We start from the raw sequence: 26,886 nt of genomic DNA, 5'->3' as shown, positions 1-26,886 counted from the left end.
TGCCCTTTGTGGCGTACATCTAAAAAGGACATTTAAACATGATTAAGTTTAGCGCAACGCTTCTGGCGACGCTGATAGCCGCCAGCGTCAATGCGGCCACCGTTGACCTGCGGATCATGGAAACGACCGATCTGCACAGCAACATGATGGACTTCGATTACTACAAAGATACGCCGACAGAGAAGTTCGGTCTGGTACGCACAGCAAGTTTGATCAATGCCGCGCGCGGTGAAGTCACTAACAGCGTGCTGGTGGATAACGGCGATATTATTCAGGGCAGCCCGCTCGGTGATTACGCGGCCGCAAAAGGGCTTAAAGCCGGGGAAATTCATCCGGTTTATAAAGCGCTGAATACGCTCGACTATACGGTCGGCAACCTGGGCAACCACGAATTCAACTACGGCCTCGACTTCCTGCACAAAGCCCTCGCTGGCGCGAAATTCCCGTATGTGAACGCCAATATCATCGACGTGAAAACCCAGAAGCCAATGTTCTCGCCGTACCTGATTAAAGAAACAGAAGTCAAAGACAAAGACGGTAAAACCCAGACGCTGCGCATCGGCTACATCGGCTTCGTGCCGCCGCAAATCATGACCTGGGATAAAGCCAACCTGAGCGGCAAAGTGACGGTGAACGACATTACCGAAACCGCCAAAAAATACGTGCCGGAAATGCGCCAACAGGGCGCTGATGTAGTCGTCGTGATTGCCCACTCGGGGCTGTCCAGCGAGCCTTATCAGGCGATGGCAGAAAACTCCGTTTATTACCTCAGCCAGGTACCAGGCGTGGACGCCATTATGTTCGGCCATGCCCATGCCGTATTCCCTGGAAAAGACTTTGCCAATATTAAAGGGGCCGATATCGAAAAAGGCACCCTGAACGGCGTGCCTGCCGTGATGCCTGGCATGTGGGGCGACCACCTCGGCGTGGTGGATCTGGTGCTGAACAACGATTCTGGCAGTTGGAAGGTCACCAGCAGCAAGGCGGAAGCGCGGCCAATTTATGACAGCGTAGCCAAAAAATCGCTGGCGGCAGAAGATCAGAACCTGAAGAAAGTGCTTGAGCACGATCACACTGCAACCCGCGAGTTTGTCAGCAAGCCGGTGGGTAAATCGGCTGACAACATGTACAGCTATCTGGCGCTGGTGCAGGACGATCCCACCGTTCAGGTGGTGAATAACGCGCAGAAGGCCTACGTCGAGAAATACATTCAGGGCGACCCGGATCTTGCGAATCTGCCGGTGCTTTCCGCCGCCGCGCCATTCAAAGTGGGCGGGCGTAAAAACGATCCGGCGAGCTTTGTTGAAGCTGAAAAAGGCCAGCTGACCTTCCGCAACGCCGCCGATCTCTACCTTTACCCGAACACGCTGGTGGTGGTAAAAGCGACCGGGAAAGAAGTTAAAGAGTGGCTGGAGTGTTCCGCCGGGCAGTTCAACCAGATCGACGTGAACAGCACTAAGCCTCAGGAACTGATCAACTGGGACGGCTTCCGTACCTACAACTTCGACGTCATCGACGGCGTGAACTACCAGATAGACGTCAGCCAGCCGGCTCGCTACGACGGTGAATGCCAGATGGTGAACCCGAAGGCCGAGCGCATCAAAGACCTCACCTTCAAGGGTAAACCTATCGACCCGAATGCCGTCTTCCTGGTGGCGACCAATAACTACCGCGCTTACGGCGGCAAGTTTGCCGGAACCGGCGACAGCCACATCGCGTTTGCTTCCCCGGATGAGAACCGCTCGGTGCTGGCTAACTGGATCGGTGCTCAGGGCGAAATTCATCCTGCGGCGGACAACAACTGGCGTCTGGCGCCTATAGCCAGCAAGCAGCCGCTGGACATCCGCTTTGAAACCTCGCCGACCGACAAAGCCGCCGCCTTTATCAAAGAAAAAGGCCAATACCCAATGAAAAAAGTCGCTAACGACGACATTGGTTTTGCTGTCTATCAGCTTGATTTAAGCAAGTAAGTGCCTCAGGCGTCCCGTTTCTCCCGGGACGCCATTACCTGCGGCAAATTCCCCTCGATCCAGTCGGCCAGCGCGGCCACTTTCTCGGCAATTTCGTGGCCCATCGGCGTCAGCGTGTACTCTACGTGCGGCGGTACAACCGGGTAAGATTTGCGATCCACAAAACCGTCCGCCTCCAGCCACTGCAGCGTCTGCGCCAGCATTTTCTCGCTCACGCCGCCCATCTTGCGCCTTAAATCGCTAAAACGATGAGTGCCGTCCTGTAATGCCACTAAAATTAAGACACCCCAGCGGCTGGTCACGTGTTTCAGCACATCCCGCGAGGGGCATTTGTCGCTAAACAGATTGCCGTTGCGCAGCTGCTCGCTCAGCGTCATGGGCGCTTCGATGGTTTCACTCATTTAACACTTACCTTTTTGTACGTACTTACTAAAAGTTAGTTAGAGTGCTAGTGTGGCACAACTTGTTCGAAACATCACTCAGGAGATTGATCATGATTGCGATTACCGGCGCATCCGGCCAGTTGGGCCGCCTTGTTATTGAAGATTTGTTGAAAACCGTGAAAGCCGAAGAGATCGTGGCCGTTGTGCGTAACCCGGCCAAAGTTGACGATTTTGCCAGCCGTGGCGTACAGGTTCGCGAGGCAGATTACGGGGATGTGTCAGCCCTGGCAAAAGCGTTCTCAGGTGTGGAAAAAGTGCTGCTGATCTCCTCCAGCGAGGTTGGCCAGCGCGCCGCTCAGCACAACAATATTATTGCCGCAGCTAAACAGGCAGGCGTGAAACTCATCGCCTATACCAGCCTGCTACATGCCGACAAATCGCCACTGGCCCTCACCGAAGAACACATTGTCACGGAGCAGCAGCTCAAAGCCTCCGGCGTTCCATTCGTGCTGCTGCGTAACGGCTGGTATACCGAAAACTACCTGGCCAGCGTGCCGCCTGCGATTCAGCACGGCGTGTTTATCGGCAGCGCCGGGGAAGGCAAAATCGCCTCTGCAACGCGGGCTGATTACGCGGCAGCGGCTGCTAAAGTGATGACGCTGGATAACCAGGCAGGCAAAGTTTATGAGCTGGCGGGAGATCGCGGCTGGACGCTGACCGAACTGGCGGCGGAAGTCAGCCAGCAAAGCGGCAAGCCCGTGGTTTATCAGAACCTGAATGAGGCCGATTTTAAAGCTGCGCTGCAGGGCGCTGGCCTGCCGGAAGGCTTTGCCGCGCTGCTGGCCAACTCCGATGCTGGAGCGGAAAAAGGTGGTCTTTTTGACGACAGCCACCAGCTCAGCAAACTGATCGGTCGCCCAACCACATCGCTTCGCGACAGCGTGAAAAGCGCCCTTTAATTGTTAAAAAGTGGTTAATAACTAGCCCTGTACGCGGACATCTCTATAATAACGGGAGAATCCGCGTGGAGAGAAAGCGTGCAGGGAGTTCCCGAGCAGTTTAGCGATGAGAGAGACAGCGCCCAGTTTCGGCATTTGCCGCAGTTGCCGGGCGTTGAGCTTTATCATGCCCATATTGCGAAGTACGCCTTTGAGCCACACACCCACGAAGCCTTCGGCATCGGGGCCATCACCTGGGGTGCAGAGCGTTTCCGCTACCGGGGCGAGCAACTGGTTGCCCCCACGGACTCGCTGGTGCTAATGAACCCGGATGAGCTGCATACTGGCGAAGCCGCCAGCGAAGACGGCTGGCAGTACCGCATGATTTACCTGGATCCTAACCTGCTGGAGTCGCTGACCGGGGAGAGAAGCTGGTGGTTTAACGCCGCCGTGAATCACGATCCCGCCCGCGCCCGCCAGGTTTCGCAATTTATTGCGGGCCTTTGGCAGGCCGAGGATACGCTCACTCAGCAGGGGCTGTTGCTGAATCTTGTTGAGGCATTTCGCCCCTATGCCCGCCATCTTCCAGGGCTTCACGAGGCGGCGAACCGCTTCGCCCTCGTCCGCGAATACCTTTACGACAACTATATGCACACTATCACCCTTGAAGATTTAGCGGGGCTGGTGTCCCTTAGTCCTTACCATTTCCAAAGGCAGTTCAAAGCCTGTTATCACGTCACCCCGCATCAGATGCTGATGGCGATTCGCCTGTGGCACGCCAAACAATTCCTCACTAACGGCATGCCCGCGGCCCAGGTTGCCGCCGCCAGCGGCCTGACGGACCAGGCGCACCTGACCCGCGCCTTTGCCCAGCGCTATGGCATTACTCCCGGGCGTTACCAAAAGCAGGTCACCCGCTAACAAGACAGCAACCTGGTACAATACGCCACAGTACGATCCCCCTACACTGCCGCTAAATTGTGTTGTTGCAGGAAATAAAGATGTTAAGTGGTGTGCTGTACGCCCTGCTGGCGGGGCTGATGTGGGGATTAATTTTTGTAGGGCCAATTATCGTCCCGGACTATCCGGCTGCCCTTCAGTCGACCGGGCGCTATCTGGCCCTTGGGCTGATTGCGATTCCCATTGCCTGGCTTGGGCGTAAGCGCCTGCGCGAGCTGAGCCGCCAGGACTGGTTTACCGCCCTGAAGCTCTCGAGCGTCGGGAACCTGATTTATTACGTCTGCCTGGCAAGCGCCATTCAGCGTACCGGGGCGCCTATCGCGACGATGATCATCGGCACGCTGCCGGTGGTGATCCCCATTTTTGCTAACCTGCTATACAGCAAAAGAGACGGCAAGCTGCCGTGGCGACGCCTTGCCCCGGCGCTGGTGGTGATTGCCGCCGGGTTAATTATGGTAAATACCGCCGAGCTTCGCGGAGAGCAGGCCGATTTCAGCTGGTGGCGCTACGCCAGCGGTATTCTGCTGGCCTTTGTTTCGGTGGCCTGTTGGGCCTGGTATGCCCTGCGCAATGCCCGCTGGCTTCGGGAAAATCCGGATAAAAACCCAATGATGTGGGCCACGGTTCAGGGGCTTTCCACGCTGCCCTTCTCGCTTATCGGTTATGTCGCCGTGTGCATTTGGATGGGCAGTCATGATTCAGGCTTTACCCTGCCCTTCGGCCCGCGCCCGGAAGTCTTTATCACCCTGATGCTGGCGATTGCCGTTCTCTGTTCGTGGCTGGGTAATCTGTGCTGGAACATCGCCTGCCAGCGCCTGCCGACAGTCATTGTCGGCCCGCTGATCGTCTTTGAGACCTTAGCCGGCCTGGCTTACACCTTTATGATTCGCCAGAGCTGGCCGCCGCTGCTGACGCTCGGCGGGGTGCTGTGCCTGACGATTGGCGTGGTGCTCGCGGTGCGATCCAAACCGGAGAAAGCAACGGTGGTTCAGGTTTCCGAGGCATAAAAAAGCCGGGATTTACCCCGGCCTTAAGAAGAAGGTCCCGGCTAAATATCGCCGGGATTTTTTAGAAGGTTTCCCAGTTCGCATCCGAAACCGGCATCACCTGTTTGGCTTTTAATTGCGGCGTTTTTACGTGAGCTGCTTTTACGAGACTCGGCGCACGACGGCTGATTTTAAACACCGCTACCGCTTCATTAAGGCGCGAAGCCTGCTCTTCAAGCGCAGCCGCTGCGGCCGCGGACTCTTCGACCAGCGAGGCGTTCTGCTGGGTCACGCGGTCCATCTCCGCCACAGCCTGCCCAACCTGGTCGATACCCCGGCTTTGCTCGTCCGACGCGGACGCAATTTCACCCATAATATCGGTAACCCGGGTTACGGCGCTGACGATTTCCGCCATCGTTTTACCGGCTTCATTCACCAGATCTGAGCCTGCGTTAACGCGCTCGCCGGAATCATCGATCAGCGCTTTAATCTCTTTTGCCGCCTGGGCACTGCGCTGGGCAAGCGTCCGCACTTCACCCGCGACCACGGCGAACCCACGCCCCTGCTCACCCGCTCTGGCCGCTTCTACCGCAGCGTTAAGCGCCAGGATGTTAGTCTGGAAAGCAATACCGTCAATCACGCTGGTGATTTGGGCGATTTTGCTTGAGCTGGTGGCAATTTCATCCATCGTCCGCACCACGCCTTCGACCACATTGCCGCCTTTTTTCGCGGTCGTGGAAGCGTCCAGCGCAAGACGAGAAGCCTGCCGTGCGTTGTCGGCGTTTTGCTTCACCGTCGCCGTCAGCTGTTCCATGCTGGCCGCCGTTTCTTCCAGCGAAGCCGCCTGCTGTTCGGTACGGGAAGAGAGATCGTTGCTGCCGGCAGAGATTTCACCGGCGCCGGTATAAATGGTGTCGGCCCCGTCGCGCACTACGCTGACGGTATTTGCCAGGGCGGTTTGCATCTCTTTCACGCTATTAGCCAGCAGGGCCATTTCGTTTTTGCCTTCGGCCTCAATAGGCCTGGTCAGGTCACCTGCGGCAATGGCACGAATATGATCCATCACTTCACGCAGCGGCATCAGCAGGACGCGACGCATCGCGACCCAGCTCACCACAATCACGCCGATGACGCCAAGCATGACGACGCTGAGGATCCACAGAATCCGCTGGTAGTCGGCCTGATTATCGCGCACGCCCTGGCTGGACAGCTCGGCCTGCTCATCGCGCCATTCGCGGTAGACCTTCTGCATCGCCACCTGCTTTTGTTCCGCATTCTGCTTGAACATTTGCTCGAGGTTGCCCTCGGCCAGGAAGGTGTTCATTTTGGCAAGCGTTGAAGCGTAGTTATGGTATTGCGCTTCCAGCTCATCGCTCAGGTGTGGACGTAAACCTGGGGTATCGGGTAACGCCTGATACTTTTCGAAATGGCTTTGCGCTTCTGCCAGCAGTGAATTAGCCGTGGCGACTAACTCCTGGAGCTGCCCGCCGTTGATCTGATTCGCCATGCTGCCCTGAATACGCAGCATGCCGCGGTTCAGCGTGACACGGGCCTGGTTGAGGCCGATCCAGGCATCGGTAAATTCAGCCACGTTCTGGCTGGAGAGTTGGGAGACGGTGAAGTTGTTCTTATCGTTATTGAGGGCATTGATGAAAACCGTGGCTGAGAGCAGCTGCATGAGCCCCAGCACAATTAACACGGTAACCAGTAAGGTGATAACTTTCATTCTTTTAAACATGTATAGCCTTTTATTATGCAGATATTGTCCGACGTCTAACTATCGGCAGTACCTCCTGGTTATTTATGCTTCGTCCATCAACAAACCACCATTTTTGGGGATTTTTTGTAATCATTCAGTATGTTAAGCAGAAAACATTTTTTGTGATCCACATCTCGCTATGATCGCTGCCCCGAAAGGGTTATAGTGCCCACATAAAGATGCATTTAAAATGCATCTTATATTTCATGATGAGGAATCAAGCTATGGCCTACCGCGATCAACCTTTAGGTGAACTGGCGCTGACTATTCCACGCGCTTCCGCGCTGTTTCGTAAACTGGATTTGGATTTTTGCTGCGGCGGGAAACAGACGCTGCTGCGCGCGGCAACGCGTAAGGAATTGGATCTGGACGCTATCGAAGCTCAGCTGACCGCATTATCCGAAGAGCCGGTAGAAAAAGACTGGCGCGCTGCGCCGCTGGCAGAAATCATCGACCACATTATTGTGCGCTTCCACGACCGCCACCGTGAGCAGTTGCCGGAGCTGATTCTGCAGGCAACCAAAGTCGAGCGTGTCCATGCCGATAAGCCCAACGTGCCGAAAGGGCTGGCGAAATACCTCACCATGCTGCATCAGGAACTGAGCAGCCACATGATGAAAGAGGAACAAATCCTGTTCCCGATGATTAAACAGGGCATGGGCACTCAGGCCGGCGGCCCGATTAGCGTGATGGAAAGCGAGCATGATGATGCGGGCGAACTGCTGGAGGTGATTAAGCACACCACCAATAACGTCACGCCTCCGCCGGAAGCTTGCACGACGTGGAAAGCGATGTATAACGGGATTAATGAACTGATTGAAGACCTGATGAACCACATCAGTCTGGAGAATAACGTTCTGTTTCCACGCGCGTTGAGCGGGGAAAAATAAGTAGTTCGCCTTACAAAAAAACCTCTCCAGAAAAGGAGAGGTTTTTTAACATTTATACTGCGCGCTTACTTACCGATATTTGCCAGACGTTTCTTACCGATGAACAGCCAACCAGCCCCCAGCACAATGAACCACAGCGGCGTCACGATCAGCGCCTGACGGGTATCATCTTCCAGCGTCAGCAGGACAATCACAAAGACGAAGAACGCCATGCACACCCAGCACATCAGCTTGCCCAGCGGCATCTTATAGATGGACTTCTCGTGCAGATGAGGGCGCTGTTTGCGGTACACCAGATACGAGCAAAGAATGATGGTCCAGACGAACATAAACAGAATCGCGGAAACCGTGGTGATCATAGTAAAAGCCGCAATCACGTTCGGGTTCACGTAAAGCATTACCACGCCGCCCAGCAGACAGATACAGGAGAAGGTTAACCCTTTCGCCGGTACCGCACGTTTGGAAAGCTTAGCGAACGCTTTAGGCGCCACGCCGTCCTGCGCCAGGCCGAACAGCATACGGCTGGTGGAGAACACGCCGCTGTTCGCGGAGGAAGCCGCAGAAGTCAGTACCACAAAGTTGATGATACTTGCCGCAGCCGGCAGGCCGACCAGCATGAAGAGCTCAACGAACGGGCTCTTGTTCGGCACCACGGAGCTCCACGGCGTCACCGACATGATGATGATCAGCGAGAAGACGTAGAACATAATGATACGCACCGGGATCGAGTTAATCGCCCGCGGCAGTGATTTTTCAGGATCTTTGGTTTCCGCGGCCGTGGTGCCCACCAGCTCAATGCCCACGAAGGCAAAGACCGCTATCTGGAACCCGGCAAAGAAGCCGCTGATGCCTTTCGGGAACCAGCCGCCGTCGTTCCAGAGGTTGTTGAAGGAGGCCTCAACGCCGGACGGGGAATGGAAGCTAGTCAACACCATCACCAGGCCGATGACGATCAGCGCCACAATAGCGACGATTTTGATCATCGCGAACCAGAACTCCATCTCACCGAACATTTTCACGGTGGCCAGGTTCAGGCTCAGCAGCACCAGCACAACGGCCAGCGAGGCGACCCAGTCGGAAAGCCCGGGGAACCAGAACTGGGCGTAGGCGGTTATCGCCACGACGTCCGCCATACCGGTCACCACCCAGCAGAACCAATACGTCCAACCGGTGAAATATCCCGCCCACGGCCCCAGCAAATCTGCGGCAAAATCGCTGAACGATTTATATTCCAGATTCGATAGCAGCAGCTCGCCCATTGCACGCATCACGAAGAACAGCATAAAGCCGATGATCATGTAGACGAAGATGATGGACGGCCCCGCAAGGCTGATGGTTTTCCCTGACCCCATGAACAAGCCGGTGCCGATGGCACCCCCAATGGCAATAAGCTGAATATGGCGGTTTGTTAAATTACGCCGCAGCGACTGCTCGGTCGGCGCCTGAGCGTCGTCCGCGACTTTGACCTGATCTACCATGTTTGTATTTTCCTGTACCTGTCTGTTTTTTCAGGCTCTACTGGCCCGTGAACTGTTTTTACGTGATGTTGTTTTGTGTGATACGAGGTAAGAATCGGTGGGATAAATAATAAGCACAAGGGCAATGTTAATTTTTTGTTTAATTTGAGTGTGAAATCGCATTCACTGCGCGATATGGCTCACAAAAATACCCGTAAAACAGGTTAATGCAAGATAAAATCACGCTAATTTATTATTAGTCGATTAAAAACCCCGCGCCTGGCGGGGTTCTGAGCGCTTTACAGAATTTCCAGCAGCTCGACTTCAAACACCAGGGTGCTGAATGGTGGGATAGACGCACCGGCACCGCGCTCGCCGTAGGCGAGGTTGTGTGGAATGGTCAGTTCCCATTTGGAGCCAACCGGCATCAGGGTCAGCGCTTCGATCCAGCCAGCAATAACGCCGCTTACCGGGAACTCTGCCGGTTCGCCACGCTGTACGGAGCTATCGAAAACGGTGCCGTCGATCAGCTTACCGGTGTAATGCACGCGAACGTGATCTTTCCGGGCAGGAATTGGGCCAGTACCCTGAGTGATAACGCGGAACTGCAGGCCAGATTCGGTGCTGCTCACGCCTTCTTTCTCTGCGTTCTCAGCCAGGTATTTCTGGCCTTCTACCGCCAGCTCTTTCTGACGTTCGCGACGCACTTCGTCCGCACGTTCGTGAACTTCACGCAGAGCGCGGTGTACAACGTCAACAGGCACGGCAGGGGCATTCCCTTCCAGCGCGTCACGGAGGCCAGCGACCAGCGCTTCTGGCAGTAAACCTTGCAGGCCGGACTCGCTCAGCTGCTGGCCTACCTGCAGACCAATACCGTAACTTGCTTGTGCTTCGACGCTGTCAAAAGAAGGGGTTGTCATGGATTTTCCTTTCATGATGTTTAAAAGCAAGCCCGAAGCATAACAGCGTCAATCCGCAGGGTAAATGACATTGGAGGAAAGGTGACAAATGCAAACGAAACGGGAACAATAGCTTAAGCGGGCGCAAAACTGCGGTTCACCGTCACGGAAACCGGGATTGCCACAGGCATCAAACAGTTAGCGTTTACACTCTAAATAATTCGAGTTGCAGCCAATACCGGCAGCTTGAAGCAGGACGAGTCTATACTGGAAAGTATTCTTTTGAGGAGGGTTGCCCATGCAATTCGCTGTTAAACCATGGCTTACGCGGATTTGGCATGCACCTGAGCATATCCGCTTGTTGGATCCGTTACCTCCCCTGCACCGCCGAGGCATTATCCTTGGCTTCGCGTGCGTCATTCTCGGCTTTCTCCTGCCAGGGGCAGATAACGATAGTCGCCCGGTCTCACGCGATGCACAGCTCTCCGTACAATCTCAGTCACCGATGCAGGCTGAACTGACGCCTTCAACCAATAGCAATGTTCCTGCGACGCCGGTTGAGCCTCCACGCGTGGAGGAGCAACCCCAGGCTCCTGTTCCCCATGACAACAATGATATTGAGCAGCAGTGGCGCTCCTATCGCGTAGCGGCCGGCCAGACGATGGCCCAGCTGTTCCGCGATCATAATTTACCGCCAGCGGACGTTTACGCGATGGCGCAGGTAGAAGGTGACAGCAAGCCGCTGAGCAACCTACAGACCGGGCAAATGGTGCAGATCAGGCAGAATGCCAACGGGGTGGTGACGGGCTTAACCATCGATATCGGCAACGATCAGCAGGTGCTGTTTACCCGCCAGCCGAACGGCAGCTTTATTCGCGCGCAGTAAACGCGTCCGGCCTCAGAAAAGCAAAACGCCAGCACGAGGCTGGCGTTTTTACGAGCAGTGAATAAAAACTTATTCAGCTACAACGTTTACAGTCAGTTTAGCGAATACTTCGCTGTGAACCTGGAAGTCCACTTCGTGCTCACCGGTGGTGCGCAGAACGCCGTTCGGCAGGCGAACTTCGCTCTTAGCAACAGCAACGCCAGCTGCAGTTACAGCGTCAGCGATGTCGCGAGTACCGATGGAACCGAACAGTTTACCTTCGTCGCCAGCTTTGGACGCGATGGTTACGGTTTCCAGTGCGTTGATTTTCTCAGCGCGAGCTGCAGCAGCAGCCAGAACGTCAGCCAGTTTAGCTTCCAGTTCTGCACGGCGTGCTTCGAAGAACTCAACGTTTTTCTTGGTAGCAGGAACAGCTTTACCCTGTGGTACCAGGAAGTTACGAGCATAGCCCGCTTTAACGTTAACCTGATCACCCAGGCTACCCAGGTTTGCTACTTTATCAAGCAGAATAACTTGCATTACCTTATCCTCTCAAAGTCGTATTAATGGACCGTGACCGATTACTGATGACGATCAGTGTACGGCAGCAGAGACAGGTAGCGAGCGCGTTTGATAGCGCGAGCCAGCTGACGCTGGTATTTTGCACGGGTACCGGTGATACGGCTTGGGACAATCTTACCGCTTTCGGTGATGTAGTTTTTCAGCGTAGCGATATCTTTATAGTCGATCTCTTGAACGCCTTCCGCGGTGAAACGGCAGAACTTGCGACGACGGAAATAACGTGCCATATGGCTAGTCTCCAGAATCTATCAATTCAATCTGCTCGGCATGCAAGACCACTTTGTTCAGGCCATTTTTCATCTGATGACAAGTAATGAACCCATGAACCGTGATTTGCGTACCGACCGTTATACTGTGAGTAATGGCCTGGTTCGCGTGCCCGCTAACAATCACTGGCATTCGGCACCATGCCTGCCGGTTAAGACCGGCTTCCTCTTGCACAGAACGGTGCTCAAGCACGAACTGGCAGTGAGGAATTCCTGAGGGGCTGACCTTGCGAAGGGGCGTCTTGCACACTGTGCCAGACAACGCCAGGCGGTTGGCCATCATCAGAATTACTCTTCAGAATCCCCAGCATCTGCATCATCAGCGGTTTCGTTAGCGAAATCATCGCGACGCTCACGGCGCTCGTCTTTCGCTTTAACCATTGGAGATGCTTCGGTAACCGCGTGCTTAACGCGCATAACCATGCTGCGGATAACGGCGTCGTTGAAGCGGAAGTTAGTTTCCAGCTCATCGATCGCTTCCTGCGGAGCTTCAACGTTCAGCAGAACGTAGTGAGCTTTGTGCAGTTTGTTGATCGGGTAAGCCAGCTGACGGCGGCCCCAGTCTTCCAGACGGTGGATCGTACCTGCTGCTGCAGTGATTGCACCAGTGTAACGTTCGATCATGCCCGGAACCTGTTCGCTCTGGTCAGGATGGACCATAAAAACGATTTCGTAATGACGCATCGAATTGCTCCTTACGGATTATTCAGCCTCCTGTCAGGGTCAGCCGCGGCCCATGGAAGCAAGGAACGTGTTTGAATTGCGGCTGAAAAATTGACGCGTAATCATACTTACCCAGGCCGCCAAACTCAAGGCCGCAGGCAAATAAATTCTCTTTATGACAGGGGGAATGGCTAAGCCTGTGAATTTCAAAACAAAGCAGCAGATCGTCAAAATATTTTGAAAGAGACCATCAGAAATGGTCACTTTTTATTCAACCATCAGGAATTACACTTATTGGTAACAGGCCGCCACAGCCATTAACAGGAGCGACGACCACGGATTTCAGGTTTGTTGTAGTGGAGCGCATCATGAAAAATATCGTTATTGCCCTTGCCGCTGTTCTGCTCTTTAGCGCAAATGCGGCCGCAGCTATAAAAATCGACGCCCGCCAGGCCAGAAATATGGACGACGTTCAGAGCCTGGGCGTTATTTACATCAACCACAACTTCGCTACCGTTTCTGAAGCGGAATCGGCCATTCAACAGGATGCTGACCAGCACAACGCGAAGTTTTATCACACGATAATCATGAGAGAACCGGGCAGCAACGGCAATATGCACGTCAGCGCTGACATCTACCGGTAGTTTGAGAGTACGCGTAAACACCAGAGAAGACACCACGACCTAAAAATCCATGTTTGACTTGCCCCCGCTTGCGGGGGCTTTTTTTGGATAACGCCCCAATACCGCTGGTGACAGCGGCTTTAACATCCAACACACGCGTTCACTTTTGCCCGTAATAGGCATTCGGACCATGCTTACGCATGAAATGCTTGTTTATCAGGTAATCATCCATGCGGCCAAGGAGGGGATTAATGCCGCGAGCAATCCACGCCATTCTGGCGACTTCTTCCATAACGACCGCGTTATGCACCGCATCATGAGCATCTTTGCCCCAGGCAAAAGGCCCGTGTTGAAACACCACAATTCCCGGCGTATGCAGTGGCTCCATTACGTCCAGCGTTTCAATGATCACCCGCCCGGTGTTCAGCTCGTAATCCTCTTCAACTTCACTGGCGCTTAACGCTCTGGTGCACGGGATGTCGCCAAAGAAGTAGTCCGCATGAGTCGTGCCCAGCGCAGGAATGGCAAGACCGGCCTGCGCCCAGGCCGTAGCATGCGTCGAGTGGGTATGCACCACGCCGCCAAGACGCGGATAGTGGCGATACAACGCCAGATGCGTAGCCGTATCGGAAGAAGGACGGAGCTTACCTTCCACCACATTGCCCTCCAGATCCACCACCACCATATCGTCCACACTCATGATCTCGTAGGCTATGCCGCTGGGTTTAATGACCACCAGCCCACGCTCGCGGTCAATGGCACTCACGTTGCCCCAGGTGAAGGTCACCAGGCCATAGCGCGGTAAATCCATATTAGCGTCAAAAACCTGCTGTTTGAGCTTTTGCATTATGATGCCTCCCCCAGTCCAGCCCGCACCATCCGCGCTCTCACCCAATCGCGCGCGCGCGCCACTTCTGCTGCCGGGTCATCGGCCGTTTCACTCCACATTTCAATCAGGTAGGGGCCACAATAGCCACTCTGTTGGAGAGTCTCAAAACAACCTTCGAAATCAACCACGCCTTCACCAAACGGCACGCTTTTAAACACACCTGGCCTTGCATCCTTCACATGCACTGCGACGATATGCCCCATCCCGGCCTGTAGCTCCATCTGCACATCGTTATCCCACGCGGACAAGTTGCCAATATCAGGATAGAGCTGGAACCACGGATTATTCAGGTAATGGACATAGCCCAATGCCTTACTGACTGAATTCATCAGCGGGTAATCCATGATTTCCATCGCCAGCATCACCTGCGCGCGGCTTGCCATTTCGACGCACTCTTTAAGGCTCTCGCGAAAACGTCGGCGCGTCTCGTCATTGGCCTCCTGATAATACACGTCGTAACCCGCCAGTTGGATAACTCGAATGCCCACATCCTGTGCCAGTTGAATCGCCTTGCGCATGATCTCCAGACCGTGGTTCCGTACCGCATCGTCTTCGCTACCGAGCGGGAAACGTCGATGAGCACTGAGGCACATAGAAGGAACACGCACACCGGTTTCGGCAATCGCGTTGATCAAAGCGAGGCGCTGTTCTTTGCGCCAGTCCAGGCGAGCCAATCGGGCATCGGTTTCATCAACCGACATCTCGACGAAGTCAAAAAGGAGTGTTTTCGCCAGCCGCAGGCGTTCCAGCCAGCACTCCCCGGAGGGAAGTGCTTTTTCATAGATGCCGAGAGGAATATGTTTCGACAGCATAACCGCTCCTTAGCCCCACAACTGGGCAATAGAACGTTTAAACTGCCGTGCCGCTTCCGCAGGTGCAGCCGCATCGCGAATGCTGCGACCGGCAATAAAGACGTGAATCGGAATCCCCTGGAAAAGCGGCAAATCTTCCAGCGTCAGGCCGCCGGTTACGGTGACCTTAAAGCCCATATCAGACAGACATTTAATGGCATTGATATCTGCTTCGCCCCACGCCATACCGGCCGCCTGTGCATCACGGCTACGGTGATAAACCACCTGCGCGATGCCCGCATCACGCCACGCCTTCGCCTGCGACCACGTCCAGTAGCCTGTCAGTTCAATCTGTATGTCACCGTCAAACTCTTTCGCCACATCCAGTGCGCCCTTGACGGTGTTAAGATCCGCACAGCAAATAACGGTTACCCAGTCGGCGCTCGCTTCAAAACACATGCGGGAAAGAATTTTACCGGCATCGGCAATTTTGGCATCAGCCAGCACAATTTTTTGCGGATAGAGCGACTTCAGATCGCGAACGGAGCGTACACCTTCAGCCACACAAAGAATGGTACCAACTTCAATGATGTCCACTTCATCGGCAATCAGGCGGGTTGTTTCATATGCGGAAGACATTGATTGATTATCCAGCGCAACCTGCAACATTGGTAATGACATTTGATGCTCCTTTTAAACAGCCGCCGCAGTGGCATTATCAATTAAATCGAGTACTTCCTGCGTGGTGCGGCAGGCACGTAAACGGTCAAAATTAGCCTCATCTTCAAACAGATTGACGATCTGCATGATGCCCACTTCCTGATGGGTGCTGGCGTCAATGGCCGCCATGGTGATAAGAATATCGACCGGATCATTATCTTCATGGTTGAACACCAGAGGCGTTTTTAGCGTCACCAGCGCGAAGCCGGTTTTCTTGACCCCCTCTTCCGGGCGGCCATGCGGCATCGCCAGCCCTGGCGCAATCACAAAGTAAGGACCATGCTGCGCAACACCATCAAGAATGGCCTGGTAATAACGCGGCTCAACAATGTCAGCCTTAACCAACAGATCAACACTCAGCTTTACCGCTTCCTGCCAGGTACGGGCCTCAGCCTGTAAAAGGATGGTGTTATTGTCTGCCAGCGAATTACGTAGTTTCATTAGCTGCCCTCCTTCACATCCTGTGGAAAGTGAGCATTGATCACCTCCAGCAGTTTTGGCCCAAAATCAGCAGGCGAGAGCATATTTCGCACCCCAACAACATATTTATTGCCTGTTACGGTGATTTCTCCCGCGATATGCGTGGATGCGATGATGATGTCCGCGCCGTTGAGTTCACTTTTGTATTCCCCCACCGCGCAACTGTTTACCGTATGGTCAATATTTGACTGAGTTAAAAACTGGTCCACTTTCATCTTCATGATCATGGAACTCCCTTGCCCATTGCCACACACGGCCAGGATACGTACGGTCATAATCGAGACTCCTTAGCGAGCAGAAACTTCTGCTGTTTGTTTTTCCGCATCTTCCTCCGCTCGCAAACAACGGCCAGCGAAGAACATATAGGCCAGAGCAATCAGAATGATGACGGCCATAAAGACCAGTCCGACAGAGGCGAAGCCCTGCATCATCGGTGGTGCCAGAATTGACCAGTCGGCCATCCCCATCCAGGCGCTCATGCCGGTGAGTTTTACCGCCCAGACACAGCCAAAGATTTCAATCATCCCCATCACCAGACAAATCTTCAGCGCAGCACGCCAACCGCCAAAGTGATTAGCAAAGACGCCGATGGTGGCGTTCGAGAAGAACATTGGGATAAAGCCCGGAATAATCAGAATGGAAGAACCGAGGCCCACCAGAATACCGACGGCGATCAACTGGCCGATGGTGCCCCACAAAAAGCCCCAAACTACGGCGTTTGGCGCAAAGCTATAGATAGCGGCACAATCAATCGCCAGCACTGCGCCAGGAATCAAACGCTGGGAAATACCGTTGAACGCTTCGGACAGCTCGGCGACGAACATACGCACGCCCTGAGTGATGATGAAAATAGCCACGGCGAACGAGAAACCGGTTTGCAGGATATAGACCGTCCAGTGGGTGCTGCCCGCCATCGCCTGGACAACGTCGATACCAAAGGAGAGCAAAATGGCACCGAAGAAGAGGGTCATCACAATCGCCGTAGAGACGATGTTGTCATGGAAAATATTAAGCCAGCCCGGTAGCTTGAGGTCTTCAACGCTCTCCTCTTTTTTACCAAGATACGGCGCGACTTTATAAGCCACCCAGGAGGCAAACTGCTGTTGATGGCCAATAGAGAAACCGCAGCCGTCAGTCACTTCCTGCGTCGGCTTAAACATCATATTGGCGGTAATGCCCCAGTAGAGCGACACCAGCACTGCAGTACAGATAATCGTCGTCAACATTGGGTAGCCGAAGATATAGAAAGCAACGGCAATCAACCCCGCCTGCTGGAACATGATGTGGCCGGTCAACATGATGGTGCGAATGCCTGTGATCCTGCGAAGCAGAACGTAAATGATGTTCAGCGCCAGCGCGAGTAGTACGGCATATCCCACCCAACTGTAGGCATCACCCATACGCTCAATAGTTGCCATCATTGACGCATAGGTGTCAGAGATCGCGCCGTTGATACCATACACTTCCGACATTTTTGCCACCACGGGCTTAAAAGTGCTCGTCAGAATGCCGGAACCCGCCTGCAGCAACATGAAACCAATAATGGTTTTGATGGTGCCTTTAATGATGACGCTGACGCTTTTGCGTAGAAGGATGTAGCCCAGACACGTCACGATACCCAGCAACAGCGGGGCGTTAGTCATGACCTGATTAAAGAACACGGTAAAGACGTTGTAGAGGATCTCCATAACTCTCTCCAGAAATAAGAACGCGAGGGGCAATCCCTTCGTGGTGGGTGCCATCACTCTAGCAATCACAAATGATCACCAAAAGATCAAATTTGATTATTTGTGATGCATCACGCAAATTATTTCCATAGGATGAGAATGGATTATCACCGCCGTTCAAAGCAAAGAAAATAAATCATTAAATTCAATGAAATAACCACAGATCGTCGATATCAAACCAACATAAAGATAGATTTACGCTGCCGTTTTCAAGTCGAAATACCGCTATCAGGCTATTGCAAGTTGAATCAAATAGTGCCACTTTAAATCAAACGAAATCAAAATATGATTTATTTTGAATTAAAAAGGAGTGAAAACGATGAATAAAGTGAACACGATCACCCGTGAATCATGGGTTCTGAGTACCTTTCCGGAATGGGGGAGCTGGCTGAATGAAGAAATTGAACAAGAGCAGGTTGCGCCGGGCACCTTTGCCATGTGGTGGCTGGGCTGTACAGGCATCTGGCTGAAATCAGAAGGCGGGGCCAATATTTGCACCGATTTCTGGTGCGGAACAGGTAAGCAAAGTCACGGCAACCCGCTGATGAAAACAGGCCATCAAATGCAACGCATGGCGGGCGTGAAGAAACTCCAACCCAACCTACGTACTACACCGTTTGTTCTGGATCCATTCGCCATTCGCCAGATCGATGCCGTACTGTCCACGCACGATCATAATGATCACATTGATGTGAACGTTGCCGCCGCAGTCATGCAGAACTGTGCTGATGACGTACCGTTCATTGGCCCACAAACCTGCGTTAATCTGTGGATTGGCTGGGGTGTACCGAAAGAACGCTGCATCGTGGTAAAACCCGGCGACGTTATAAAAATAAAAGATATTGAAATCCATGCGCTCGATGCGTTTGACCGTACCGCGCTGATCACGTTACCGGTCGATCAAAAAGCTGCGGGGGTGCTGCCGGACGGGATGGACCAGCGCGCAGTGAACTACTTATTCAAAACGCCGGGTGGCACGCTGTACCACAGCGGTGATTCTCACTACTCTAACTACTACGCAAAACACGGTAACGAGCACCAAATCGATGTGGCTCTGGGCTCCTATGGCGAGAACCCACGCGGTATTACCGACAAAATGACCAGCGCGGATATCCTGCGTATGGCCGAATCACTGAACGCCAAAGTGGTCATCCCGTTCCATCACGATATCTGGTCAAATTTCCAGGCCGACCCACAGGAAATCCGCATGCTGTGGGAAATGAAGAAAGATCGGCTGAAATATCACTTTAAGCCCTTCATCTGGCAGGTTGGGGGGAAATTCACCTGGCCGTTGGACAAAGACAACTACGAATACCACTATCCACGTGGGTTCGATGACTGCTTCACCCTGGAACCCGATCTGCCCTTTAAGTCCTTCCTGTAAGATGTCTCCGGCGAGCGGTCAATACAAACCGCTCGTCGGAATTTCTTTCCGTCCACATTAGTATTTTCATCTGATTTTAAATATTATCTTTGCTTATCACTTTTAATCGGATTTGCTCATGACGGAAGCGCAAAGACATCAAATTTTACTGGATTTGCTTGCACAAACGGGGTTTGTCACCGTGGAGCAAGTGATATCCCGGCTGAAAATCTCTCCCGCAACGGCTCGGCGTGATATCAATAAACTCGACGAGAGCGGCAAACTGAAAAAAGTCCGCAACGGTGCGGAAGCCGTTAGTGAGCAGCGTCCGCGCTGGTCGCCGATGAACATTCATCAGGCTCAAAACCATGATGAAAAAGTACGGATTGCCCGCGCGGCTTCTCAGTTGGTCAGCCCAGGTGAAAGCATTGTTATCAACTGCGGCTCCACAGCCTTTCTGCTCGGCCAACAGATTTGTAGTAAACCGGTACAAATCATTACCAACTACTTACCGCTGGCAAATTATCTTATCGAACAGGAGCATGACAGCGTGGTTATCATGGGGGGGCAGTACAATAAAAGCCACTCTATCACCCTCGGGCCACAGGAGAATGAAACGTCGCTGTATGCCGGACACTGGATGTTTACCAGTGGCAAGGGACTGACCGCCGAAGGTTTGTATAAAACCGATATGCTAACCGCAATGGCAGAGCAGAAGATGCTGGGAGTGGTGGGCAAACTGGTGGTGTTGGTTGACAGCAGCAAAGTCGGGCAACGGGCTGGAATGCTGTTCAGCCGCACAGATCAAATAGATCTGGTCATTACCGGCAAGCAGGCCGATCCTGAAGTCGTGTTAAAACTTCAGGAACGTGGCATCAAAGTCATCCTGGTTTAGTGCTTACAGGTACCGGACAAAAAACTGGCTTGTGGCGTCTAACGCTTCGGGCGTAATGCGATGTTTGACGCCCGCTTCCCATACGCAAGTCAGGTTTTTATCCAGCTTGTTCGCCCCCAGCGCCTGCTGCAACCTGAACGTTTCGACGGCGGGCACAACATCATCTTCTTCACCGTGCCAGAGCAGTAACGGCCTGTTGCTTAGCGCTTCAAGCTGCTCGCCAACATCGTAATCCTTCAGACTGACGATAATCTTGTCACGTACCTCCACCGAAGGTGGAAACAGCGTCTGGGCGAGCGTCGTAAAATAGCCAGATCCCATCAGGCAGGCAACGCAGCGGACTTCAGGCTGCCGCGCCATAATCCCCAGCGCCGTCATGCCCCCCATAGAAGCCCCTCCCACGGCAAGTCTCCCCTCAGCAACACCGCCGGAGTTGATTAATGCCTGATAGAGAGCCGGGAATTCATCAATACTGTTTTTTAAAATCGGCCAGAACTTCTGCAGGCGAGCGTGAGCGTCACCGCTGTATCGAGCGCCATGATCGAGCGCATCAGGCATGACAACACGAAATCCCCGCTGCGCCAGCGCCACAGCGAAATAGCTATAGACCAGTTTTGAAGAGGTAAACCCGTGATAGAAAATAACCGTCGGCAGCGGGGACTGCTTCATTCTGGCAGGGACCGCGTGCAGCACTTCAACATCGGCAAACCGCTCATTATAAATTTCGATCATCTTCTCTTCTCCTCCGGCGAAATATCAGGGAAAGTAACGCAGATTAGGGATTATTGTAACGATGAGATCTAGCTAGCGATTTTCATTCGAAAGTCAGCCAAAAGCGCGCCTGAGATAACAAATCGGGAACATTCCCCCTTTGCACGGCCAAACCCGGAACTACACTATGATCGTCAAGAAACGAGAAACCATCATGCCACGGCTATCCGTACTATTTTTGGCAGCCTTACTCAGCGCCTGCAGCGTGCTTCAGGGTACACCGCAACCAGCACCGTCGCCGACGAATTATCCGCAGGAAGTACAGCGCACTCAGACTGCGGAATTAACAAAAATAGGCACCGTGACCGCCGTGGTACGTGGCTCTCCGATGGACTCAGAAGCCATTATTAAGAAGAAAGCCGCAGCAGCAAAAGCCGATTATTATCTCATCATTATGAATGATGAGACGGTTATCCCAGGCCAGTGGTATTCACAGGCTATTTTGTATCGAAAATAGCCGAGGCCGATAGCCGTTATTTATTGATATTTACACAGCTTTTCGCCGCTTGATCGTTTCTTATGCACAATGGACCTCGCCCTCAGGAAGCGGGGTCAGCTTTGAGTAAGCGAAGGATTGCCCTGTCACTTCGGGGTAAAATGATAAGGAACTGACAATGAAACGATCCCTTGCCTTAACGACACTGCTGTTATCTGTTGGCCTCATTCCGACGCTGGCGCAGTCCGCCGAGTTTGCCAGCGCGGACTGCGTAACGGGCCTCAATGAAATCGGATTAATTTCGGTCAATAACATTGCCGGCAGCCCTCAGGACGTCGAACGTATGATCGCGCTGAAAGCTGACGAGCAAGGCGCTTCCTGGTACCGCATTATTCAGATGCAGGAAAACTCTCTGGCCGATAGCTGGCGAGCGCAGGCCATTCTCTACGCGTAAAGGCCCGCGATTTTATTAAGCCACGCCTCCCGTTGCCCGCAGCAGCACGTCATTGATGACCTGCTCGGGCAAAAGCGATTCTCCCCGTTCATCCAGCATCATACGGCACCAGGCTTCCGCTGCCGGGGGTGAAAGTGATTTAAGTAATTGTGCCCCACAGGCGAGATTAGCCAGCTGCTGAGTAATTTCTCTGCCTCTCTCCTCCTGAGGCTTCCGCAAACGCTGCTGCAACTGCCGCCAGTTGCGATCGAAATGCCGGTTTTGCCCTTTAACCTCATCAAATTCGCTGCACAGCATCTCCATTGCCGCAGGCTGTTTGGCGAACACGCGCAGCACATCAAGGCTCATAATATTGCCCGATCCTTCCCAGATGCTGTTTACAGGCATTTCACGATATAACCGAGGCAACTCGCTCTCTTCGCAGTAGCCCACGCCACCCAGCACCTCCATCGTTTCTGCCACAAAAGGGATCCCTGCTTTACAGATGCTGAATTTCGCGGCCGGGGTAAACAAACGGCTGTAGGCCAGCTGTAGAGCATTGTCCGGCGACTCCCACGCTCGCGCCAGACGGAAAAGAAAAGCCGTCTGGCCTTCAAGCCGCAGCGCCATTTTTCCCAGTAGCTGACGCATCATCGGCTGTTCGATAAGCGTTTTGCCAAAGGCCTGCCGCTGAAGGGCGTGGCACAAGGCCACGGAGAGTGCTCGCCGCATCAGACCGTGACTCCCCAGCGCACAGTCAAAGCGGGTAAATCCGCCCATCTTCAAAATATGACGAATGCCTTCGCCTTCCTCACCAATAAGCCAGGCCGTGGCATCACAGAACTCGACTTCACTGCTGGCGTTTGAACGGTTGCCCAGCTTGTCCTTGAGCCGTTCAAGACGAACGGCATTGCGCTGGCCGTCCGGCAGAATACGCGGTAAGAAGAAGCACGACAGTCCGTCCTTAGCCTGAGCAAGCACCAGATGCGCATCGCTTTGCGGCACGGAGAAAAACCATTTATGCCCCACCAGCCGGTAAGCCTCACCGGCCCCTCGGCCAGCCAGCGGTTCCGCGCGAGTCGTGTTACTCAGCACATCAGATCCCCCCTGCTTTTCAGTCATTCCCATACCGATCAGCAAACCACGTTTTTGTTCACCCGACAGCAAATGTGCATCATAGCGATCGCTCAGCAAGGGCTTGCGCCAGCCTTCAAATACTTTGGGTAAGTGCTGTAGCAGCAGTGGCGTTGCCCCAAACGTCATCGTAATCGGGCAAAGCGTGCCCGCTTCAACCTGAGCATGCTGGATAAACCGAGCCGCACGGGCAACAAAAGCGCCCTGACGAGCATCTTCTTGCCAGGCCAGGTTGTGAACCCGATTAGCAAACAGGCCTTGCATCAGCAAATGCCAGGCGGGGTGAAAACGAACGTCGTCCAGGCGCTCTCCGCTGGCGTCAAACCGCAGCAGCTCCGGCGGATTGATGTTTGCCAGGCGGCCGAGCTCCAGAGATTCTGCAGATCCCAGCTGTTGGCCGATGCTGGCCAGCAGTTCAACATCCCAGCCAGCCCCTTCACGGACGACAGCTTCTCGCAACGGGATGTCTGAAAGAAAAAGATTGCTGTTGCTGAGGGGTTTGGGTTGATTAAAAACGGTGTGAGTTTGCCAGCGCATGCTGTTCCCTCCATCTGTGGCAATGCCAGTAAGTATGGACGGAGATGCGGGTTCTGCGCGGAGGGGGATCACAAACGGGGTGTTTCCACCCCATTCAGATGATGTGGCTTAGCCGCGCTGACGCACGATTTCGAACAGGCAAACGCCGGTGGCAACGGACACGTTCAGAGAAGAAACGGTCCCGGCCATTGGAATGCTGACCAACTCATCGCAGTGCTCGCGGGTCAGACGACGCATGCCTTCACCTTCTGCGCCCATAACCAGCGCCATCGGGCCAGTGAATTTGCTCTGGAACAGAGTATGGTCCGCTTCACCGGCGGTGCCGACGATCCAGACGTTCTCTTCCTGCAGCAGACGCATGGTGCGGGCCAGGTTGGTGACGCGGATCAGCGGCACATTCTCCGCTGCGCCACAGGCAACTTTTTTTGCCGTCGCATTCAGCTGCGCGGAACGATCCTTCGGGACGATAACGGCATGCACACCGGCCGCGTCTGCGCTACGCAGGCAGGCACCAAGGTTATGCGGATCTGTTACACCGTCCAGGATCAGCAGGAACGGACGTTCGTGTTCGGCGATCAGGTCAGGCAAATCGTTTTCCTGATACTGGCGGCCCGGCTTCACTCGGGCGATGATACCCTGGTGTACCGCGCCTTCGGCTTTCTCGTCGAGCCACTGGCGATTTGCCACCTGCACCGGGATCCCTTGTGCTTCAATAGCGTGGATCAGCGGCAGCAGGCGCTTGTCTTCGCGACCTTTCAGGATAAAGACTTCCTGAAAACGCTGCGGAGCACGTTCAAGCAGGGCCTGGACGGCGTGAATGCCGTAAATAATTTCACTCATCGATATCACTCATTGCAGACGAGGGTTCGCCCGTGTTGGTTTGTTCATAATCGGGATTTTTCCCCTCACCCCGGCCCTCTCCCCAAAGGGGCGAGGGGGAAAACGATAAAAGCATACATTATCGTTCTGTTTGCCCCCTCTCCCTCTCCGGGAGGGAATACGCCAGAGTGAGGGTAATATCAGCTCGCCTGCTTCTTCGCGGCGCGCTTCGCTTTCGTTGCTGCGGCTATTTTACGGGTTTTGTCAGACGGCGCTTTGGCTTTCTTCGGTTTCTTTCCAGCCTTCTCTTTCTTTGCTTTCGCTCCGTCTTTCTCTTTACGGAAAGCATTGTCCGGCTCGAAGTTTACGCGCTTGCCTGCCTGACGGCGCTTAGATGGCGCACCACCCTTTCCGCCTCGCTTCGCTTTGTCTTTTGCCGTTTTACCTTCGCCACGTGGCGCACGCGAGCTTGAGATCAACGCGAAGTCGATTTTACGTTCGTCCATGTGTACAGCTTCCACCCGAACCTCAACGCGGTCGCCCAGACGATAAGTCTGCCCGCCGGATTCGCCAATCAGGCGCTGACCAATCTGGTCAAAGCGGTAGTAGTCGTTGTCCAACGTCGAGACGTGAACCAGGCCGTCGATAAACAAATCGTCCAGACGCACGAAGAAACCGAAGCCTGTTACGCTGGCAATAATGCCGTTGAATACCTGGCCGACCTGATCCTGCATAAAGTCGCACTTCAACCAGTCCGCTACGTCGCGAGTCGCTTCGTCAGCGCGGCGTTCGGTCATCGAGCAGTGCTGACCCAACTGCAGCATCTCTTCCATGCTGTAGTGCCAGCCGCCGGATTCGGTGCTGTTCCCGGTATGCCCCTGCTCTTTTGCCAGTAAGTATTTAATGGCGCGGTGCAGGGACAAGTCCGGGTAGCGACGAATTGGCGAAGTAAAGTGCGCGTAGGACTGCAGCGCCAGACCAAAGTGCCCCCGGTTTTCCGGATCGTAAATCGCCTGTTTCATCGAGCGCAGCAGCATGGTTTGCAGCATTTCGTGGTCAGGGCGATCGGCGATAGATTCCAGCAGATCGGCGTAATCACGCGGTTCTGGTTTTTGCCCGCCTGGCAACTCAAGGCCCAGCTCAGCCAGCACCGAACGGAACGCGGTGATCGCATCGTTGCTTGGGCGATCGTGATCGCGGAACAGCGCTGGCTCGTTATTCTTCTCGACAAAACGCGCCGCCGAGATGTTAGCGAGGATCATGCACTCTTCGATCAGTTTGTGTGCATCGTTACGCACGGTCTGCTCGACGCGCTCAATGCGGCGCTCGGCGTTGAAGATAAACTTCGCTTCTTCGCTTTCAAACGAGATACCGCCGCGTTGAGCACGAGAAACTTCCAGCACTTTGTAGAGGTTATGCAGCTCTTCGATGTGTTTAACCAGCGGCGCATATTGCTCGCGCAGTTCCTGATCGCCCTGCAGCATATGCCAGACCTTGGTGTAGGTCAGGCGCGCATGGGAGCTCATCACCGCTTCATAGAATTTATAGCCCGTCAGGCGCCCTGCCGCGGAGATGGTCATCTCGCAGACCATACACAGGCGGTCAACCTGCGGGTTGAGGGAACACAGGCCGTTTGAAAGCACTTCCGGCAGCATCGGTACTACCTGCGACGGGAAGTAAACTGACGTCCCGCGATTGCGGGCTTCGTTATCCAGCGCCGTAGGGGGACGAACGTAGTAACTTACGTCGGCAATCGCAACCCACAGGCGCCAGCCACCGCCGCGTTTTTTCTCGCAGAATACGGCATCGTCAAAGTCACGCGCGTCTTCGCCGTCGATGGTCACCAGCGGTAGATCGCGCAGATCAACACGGCCGATTTTAGCTTCTTCCGGCACTTCTTCTTTCAGTTTTGCAACCTGAGCTTCAACTTCTTTCGGCCAGACGTGCGGAATTTCATGGGTACGCAGCGCCATATCAACGGCCATGCCGGTATCCATGTTATCGCCAAGCACTTCAACAATCTTACCGATCGCTTTGGTACGACGGGTCGGACGCTGGGTCAGCTCGACCACCACCACAAAGCCCATACGGGCGCCCATCAGCGCTTCCGGCGGGATCAGAATATCGAAGCTCAGGCGGCTGTCGTCCGGCACCACAAAACCTACGCCTGCGTCGGTAAAGTAGCGGCCAACAATCAGCCCGGTTCTTGGCTCCAGCACTCGCACAATACGCGCTTCGCGGCGGCCTTTACGGTCCGCGCCGAGCGGCTGCGCCAGCACCAGATCGCCATGCATGCACATTTTCATCTGCTCGGATGAAAGATAGAGATCGTCTTTACTTCCTTCAACGCGCAGGAAACCGAATCCGTCGCGGTGCCCGATCACTTTACCTTTCAGCAGATCCAGGCGTTCCGGCAGCGCGTAACACTGGCGGCGGGTGAAGACCAGTTGGCCATCACGCTCCATCGCACGGAGGCGGCGGCGCAAAGCTTCAAGCTGTTCTTCACCGGAGATTTTTAGTTCTTCCGCCAGCTCTTCGCGGCTGGCCGGTTTTTCACGTTTTGAGAGATGGTCGAGAATAAACTCCCGGCTTGGGATCGGGTTTTCGTATTTTTCGGCTTCTCGTTCCTGGAAAGGATCTTTTGACATTT

Annotated in this window: 29 protein-coding genes; 11 read left to right on the top strand and 18 right to left on the bottom strand. The window is 54.1% G+C overall.

Annotated elements, in window-relative coordinates; genetic code table 11:
* Positions 1–38 precede the first annotated feature (38 nt).
* Positions 39–1,970, top strand: a complete 1,932-nt coding sequence (locus AAIE02_RS16650; protein ID WP_336983510.1) for a bifunctional 2',3'-cyclic-nucleotide 2'-phosphodiesterase/3'-nucleotidase — start codon at positions 39–41, stop codon at positions 1,968–1,970.
* A gap of 5 nt (positions 1,971–1,975) precedes the next feature.
* On the opposite strand, the gene AAIE02_RS16645 is transcribed toward AAIE02_RS16650, so the two are convergent.
* Positions 1,976–2,371: a winged helix-turn-helix transcriptional regulator gene (locus AAIE02_RS16645; RefSeq protein WP_336983511.1), complete on the bottom strand. Its 396-nt coding sequence runs from the start codon at positions 2,369–2,371 to the stop codon at positions 1,976–1,978.
* 92 nt (positions 2,372–2,463) lie between these two features.
* Between AAIE02_RS16645 and AAIE02_RS16640 the strand changes: the two genes are divergently transcribed.
* The 3 genes from AAIE02_RS16640 (at position 2,464) to AAIE02_RS16630 (ending at position 5,258) form a co-directional block, all read left to right on the top strand.
* Positions 2,464–3,312, top strand: a complete 849-nt coding sequence (locus AAIE02_RS16640) for an SDR family oxidoreductase (protein WP_336983512.1) — start codon at positions 2,464–2,466, stop codon at positions 3,310–3,312.
* Positions 3,313–3,390: 78 nt separating this feature from the next.
* Entirely contained in the window at positions 3,391–4,212 is an 822-nt protein-coding gene (locus AAIE02_RS16635) for an AraC family transcriptional regulator (RefSeq protein ID WP_498532910.1), read from the top strand.
* 80 nt (positions 4,213–4,292) lie between these two features.
* Positions 4,293–5,258 carry a DMT family transporter gene (locus AAIE02_RS16630; RefSeq protein WP_008460419.1) on the top strand — a complete coding sequence of 322 codons (966 nt, stop codon included), beginning with the start codon at positions 4,293–4,295 and terminating at the stop codon, positions 5,256–5,258.
* A 61-nt stretch (positions 5,259–5,319) separates the two neighbouring features.
* Here AAIE02_RS16630 and AAIE02_RS16625 read toward each other — a convergent pair whose 3' ends face one another.
* The gene (locus AAIE02_RS16625) at positions 5,320–6,975 is read right to left on the bottom strand and encodes a methyl-accepting chemotaxis protein (protein ID WP_336983515.1); all 1,656 of its coding nucleotides are present in this window, start codon (positions 6,973–6,975) and stop codon (positions 5,320–5,322) included.
* 245 nt (positions 6,976–7,220) lie between these two features.
* On the opposite strand from AAIE02_RS16625, the gene ytfE reads away from it, so the two are divergent.
* Positions 7,221–7,886 (top strand): iron-sulfur cluster repair protein YtfE, encoded by a 666-nt coding sequence (gene ytfE, locus AAIE02_RS16620; protein WP_008460417.1) that lies wholly within the window; start codon positions 7,221–7,223, stop codon positions 7,884–7,886.
* 65 nt (positions 7,887–7,951) lie between these two features.
* Here the strand turns inward: ytfE and cycA are convergent, their stop codons facing one another.
* Together cycA and bamJ are read right to left on the bottom strand one after the other, a co-directional pair.
* Positions 7,952–9,364, bottom strand: coding sequence for a D-serine/D-alanine/glycine transporter (gene cycA, locus AAIE02_RS16615; RefSeq protein ID WP_039289735.1), 1,413 nt, complete (start codon positions 9,362–9,364; stop codon positions 7,952–7,954).
* A gap of 278 nt (positions 9,365–9,642) precedes the next feature.
* On the bottom strand, positions 9,643–10,263 hold the full coding sequence (gene bamJ, locus AAIE02_RS16610) for a BamJ family beta-barrel-assembly machinery protein (protein WP_008460415.1): 621 nt from the start codon (positions 10,261–10,263) through the stop codon (positions 9,643–9,645).
* Positions 10,264–10,534: 271 nt separating this feature from the next.
* On the opposite strand from bamJ, the gene AAIE02_RS16605 reads away from it, so the two are divergent.
* Positions 10,535–11,128 carry an OapA family protein gene (locus tag AAIE02_RS16605; RefSeq protein ID WP_166993332.1) on the top strand — a complete coding sequence of 198 codons (594 nt, stop codon included), beginning with the start codon at positions 10,535–10,537 and terminating at the stop codon, positions 11,126–11,128.
* Between the two features lie 69 nt (positions 11,129–11,197).
* On the opposite strand, the gene rplI is transcribed toward AAIE02_RS16605, so the two are convergent.
* Genes rplI through rpsF form a run of 4 tightly spaced genes read right to left on the bottom strand, consistent with a single transcriptional unit; the run spans position 11,198 to position 12,639 of the window.
* Positions 11,198–11,647 (bottom strand): 50S ribosomal protein L9, encoded by a 450-nt coding sequence (gene rplI / locus AAIE02_RS16600; protein ID WP_008460412.1) that lies wholly within the window; start codon positions 11,645–11,647, stop codon positions 11,198–11,200.
* A gap of 41 nt (positions 11,648–11,688) precedes the next feature.
* A complete protein-coding gene (rpsR, locus tag AAIE02_RS16595) occupies positions 11,689–11,916 on the bottom strand; it encodes a 30S ribosomal protein S18 (protein WP_000135199.1) in 228 nt (75 codons plus the stop codon).
* Positions 11,917–11,920: 4 nt separating this feature from the next.
* Positions 11,921–12,235, bottom strand: a complete 315-nt coding sequence (priB, locus tag AAIE02_RS16590; protein WP_008460409.1) for a primosomal replication protein N — start codon at positions 12,233–12,235, stop codon at positions 11,921–11,923.
* 8 nt (positions 12,236–12,243) lie between these two features.
* Entirely contained in the window at positions 12,244–12,639 is a 396-nt protein-coding gene (gene rpsF, locus AAIE02_RS16585; protein WP_008460407.1) for a 30S ribosomal protein S6, read from the bottom strand.
* 347 nt (positions 12,640–12,986) lie between these two features.
* Between rpsF and yjfY the strand changes: the two genes are divergently transcribed.
* The gene (yjfY, locus tag AAIE02_RS16580; RefSeq protein WP_008460405.1) at positions 12,987–13,262 is read left to right on the top strand and encodes a DUF1471 family protein YjfY; all 276 of its coding nucleotides are present in this window, start codon (positions 12,987–12,989) and stop codon (positions 13,260–13,262) included.
* A 139-nt stretch (positions 13,263–13,401) separates the two neighbouring features.
* Here yjfY and AAIE02_RS16575 read toward each other — a convergent pair whose 3' ends face one another.
* The 6 genes from AAIE02_RS16575 to ulaA are packed head-to-tail and all read right to left on the bottom strand — an operon-like array spanning position 13,402 to position 17,809.
* Entirely contained in the window at positions 13,402–14,088 is a 687-nt protein-coding gene (locus tag AAIE02_RS16575) for an L-ribulose-5-phosphate 4-epimerase (RefSeq protein WP_008460404.1), read from the bottom strand.
* Positions 14,088–14,942: an L-ribulose-5-phosphate 3-epimerase gene (locus AAIE02_RS16570; RefSeq protein ID WP_498532909.1), complete on the bottom strand. Its 855-nt coding sequence runs from the start codon at positions 14,940–14,942 to the stop codon at positions 14,088–14,090. Before AAIE02_RS16570 ends, AAIE02_RS16575 begins: the two co-directional genes overlap by 1 nt.
* Positions 14,943–14,951: 9 nt before the next feature.
* The gene (locus tag AAIE02_RS16565; protein WP_008460402.1) at positions 14,952–15,602 is read right to left on the bottom strand and encodes a 3-keto-L-gulonate-6-phosphate decarboxylase UlaD; all 651 of its coding nucleotides are present in this window, start codon (positions 15,600–15,602) and stop codon (positions 14,952–14,954) included.
* Between the two features lie 12 nt (positions 15,603–15,614).
* Positions 15,615–16,082: a PTS ascorbate transporter subunit IIA gene (gene ulaC / locus AAIE02_RS16560; protein WP_008460401.1), complete on the bottom strand. Its 468-nt coding sequence runs from the start codon at positions 16,080–16,082 to the stop codon at positions 15,615–15,617.
* Complete coding sequence (gene ulaB / locus AAIE02_RS16555) at positions 16,082–16,396, bottom strand: PTS ascorbate transporter subunit IIB (protein WP_008460400.1); 315 nt, start codon at positions 16,394–16,396, stop codon at positions 16,082–16,084. Before ulaB ends, ulaC begins: the two co-directional genes overlap by 1 nt.
* Before the next feature lie 12 nt (positions 16,397–16,408).
* Positions 16,409–17,809, bottom strand: coding sequence for a PTS ascorbate transporter subunit IIC (gene ulaA, locus AAIE02_RS16550; protein ID WP_008460399.1), 1,401 nt, complete (start codon positions 17,807–17,809; stop codon positions 16,409–16,411).
* 358 nt (positions 17,810–18,167) lie between these two features.
* Here ulaA and ulaG point away from each other — a divergent pair, with 358 nt between their 5' ends.
* Together ulaG and ulaR are read left to right on the top strand one after the other, a co-directional pair.
* Positions 18,168–19,232: an L-ascorbate 6-phosphate lactonase gene (gene ulaG, locus AAIE02_RS16545; protein WP_008460396.1), complete on the top strand. Its 1,065-nt coding sequence runs from the start codon at positions 18,168–18,170 to the stop codon at positions 19,230–19,232.
* A 118-nt stretch (positions 19,233–19,350) separates the two neighbouring features.
* Positions 19,351–20,106: an HTH-type transcriptional regulator UlaR gene (ulaR, locus tag AAIE02_RS16540; RefSeq protein WP_008460394.1), complete on the top strand. Its 756-nt coding sequence runs from the start codon at positions 19,351–19,353 to the stop codon at positions 20,104–20,106.
* Positions 20,107–20,109: 3 nt separating this feature from the next.
* Here ulaR and yjfP read toward each other — a convergent pair whose 3' ends face one another.
* Complete coding sequence (yjfP, locus tag AAIE02_RS16535) at positions 20,110–20,838, bottom strand: esterase (RefSeq protein WP_008460391.1); 729 nt, start codon at positions 20,836–20,838, stop codon at positions 20,110–20,112.
* Between the two features lie 166 nt (positions 20,839–21,004).
* Here yjfP and bsmA point away from each other — a divergent pair, with 166 nt between their 5' ends.
* Entirely contained in the window at positions 21,005–21,334 is a 330-nt protein-coding gene (gene bsmA / locus AAIE02_RS16530; RefSeq protein WP_008460390.1) for a biofilm peroxide resistance protein BsmA, read from the top strand.
* A 157-nt stretch (positions 21,335–21,491) separates the two neighbouring features.
* Complete coding sequence (gene yjfN / locus AAIE02_RS16525; protein WP_008460389.1) at positions 21,492–21,767, top strand: DUF1471 family protease activator YjfN; 276 nt, start codon at positions 21,492–21,494, stop codon at positions 21,765–21,767.
* Between the two features lie 15 nt (positions 21,768–21,782).
* Here yjfN and AAIE02_RS16520 read toward each other — a convergent pair whose 3' ends face one another.
* The 3 genes from AAIE02_RS16520 to rnr all read right to left on the bottom strand — a co-directional run bounded on the left by AAIE02_RS16520 (position 21,783) and on the right by rnr (position 26,884).
* Positions 21,783–23,417 carry an isovaleryl-CoA dehydrogenase gene (locus tag AAIE02_RS16520; protein ID WP_498532908.1) on the bottom strand — a complete coding sequence of 545 codons (1,635 nt, stop codon included), beginning with the start codon at positions 23,415–23,417 and terminating at the stop codon, positions 21,783–21,785.
* 108 nt (positions 23,418–23,525) lie between these two features.
* The gene (gene rlmB / locus AAIE02_RS16515) at positions 23,526–24,257 is read right to left on the bottom strand and encodes a 23S rRNA (guanosine(2251)-2'-O)-methyltransferase RlmB (RefSeq protein ID WP_008460387.1); all 732 of its coding nucleotides are present in this window, start codon (positions 24,255–24,257) and stop codon (positions 23,526–23,528) included.
* Between the two features lie 179 nt (positions 24,258–24,436).
* Positions 24,437–26,884 (bottom strand): ribonuclease R, encoded by a 2,448-nt coding sequence (gene rnr, locus AAIE02_RS16510; RefSeq protein ID WP_008460386.1) that lies wholly within the window; start codon positions 26,882–26,884, stop codon positions 24,437–24,439.
* Positions 26,885–26,886 lie beyond the last annotated feature (2 nt).

It is taken from the genome of Cedecea sp. Ae19-4, assembly GCF_059801165.1.
This window is presented reverse-complemented; position numbering and strand designations above follow the sequence as displayed.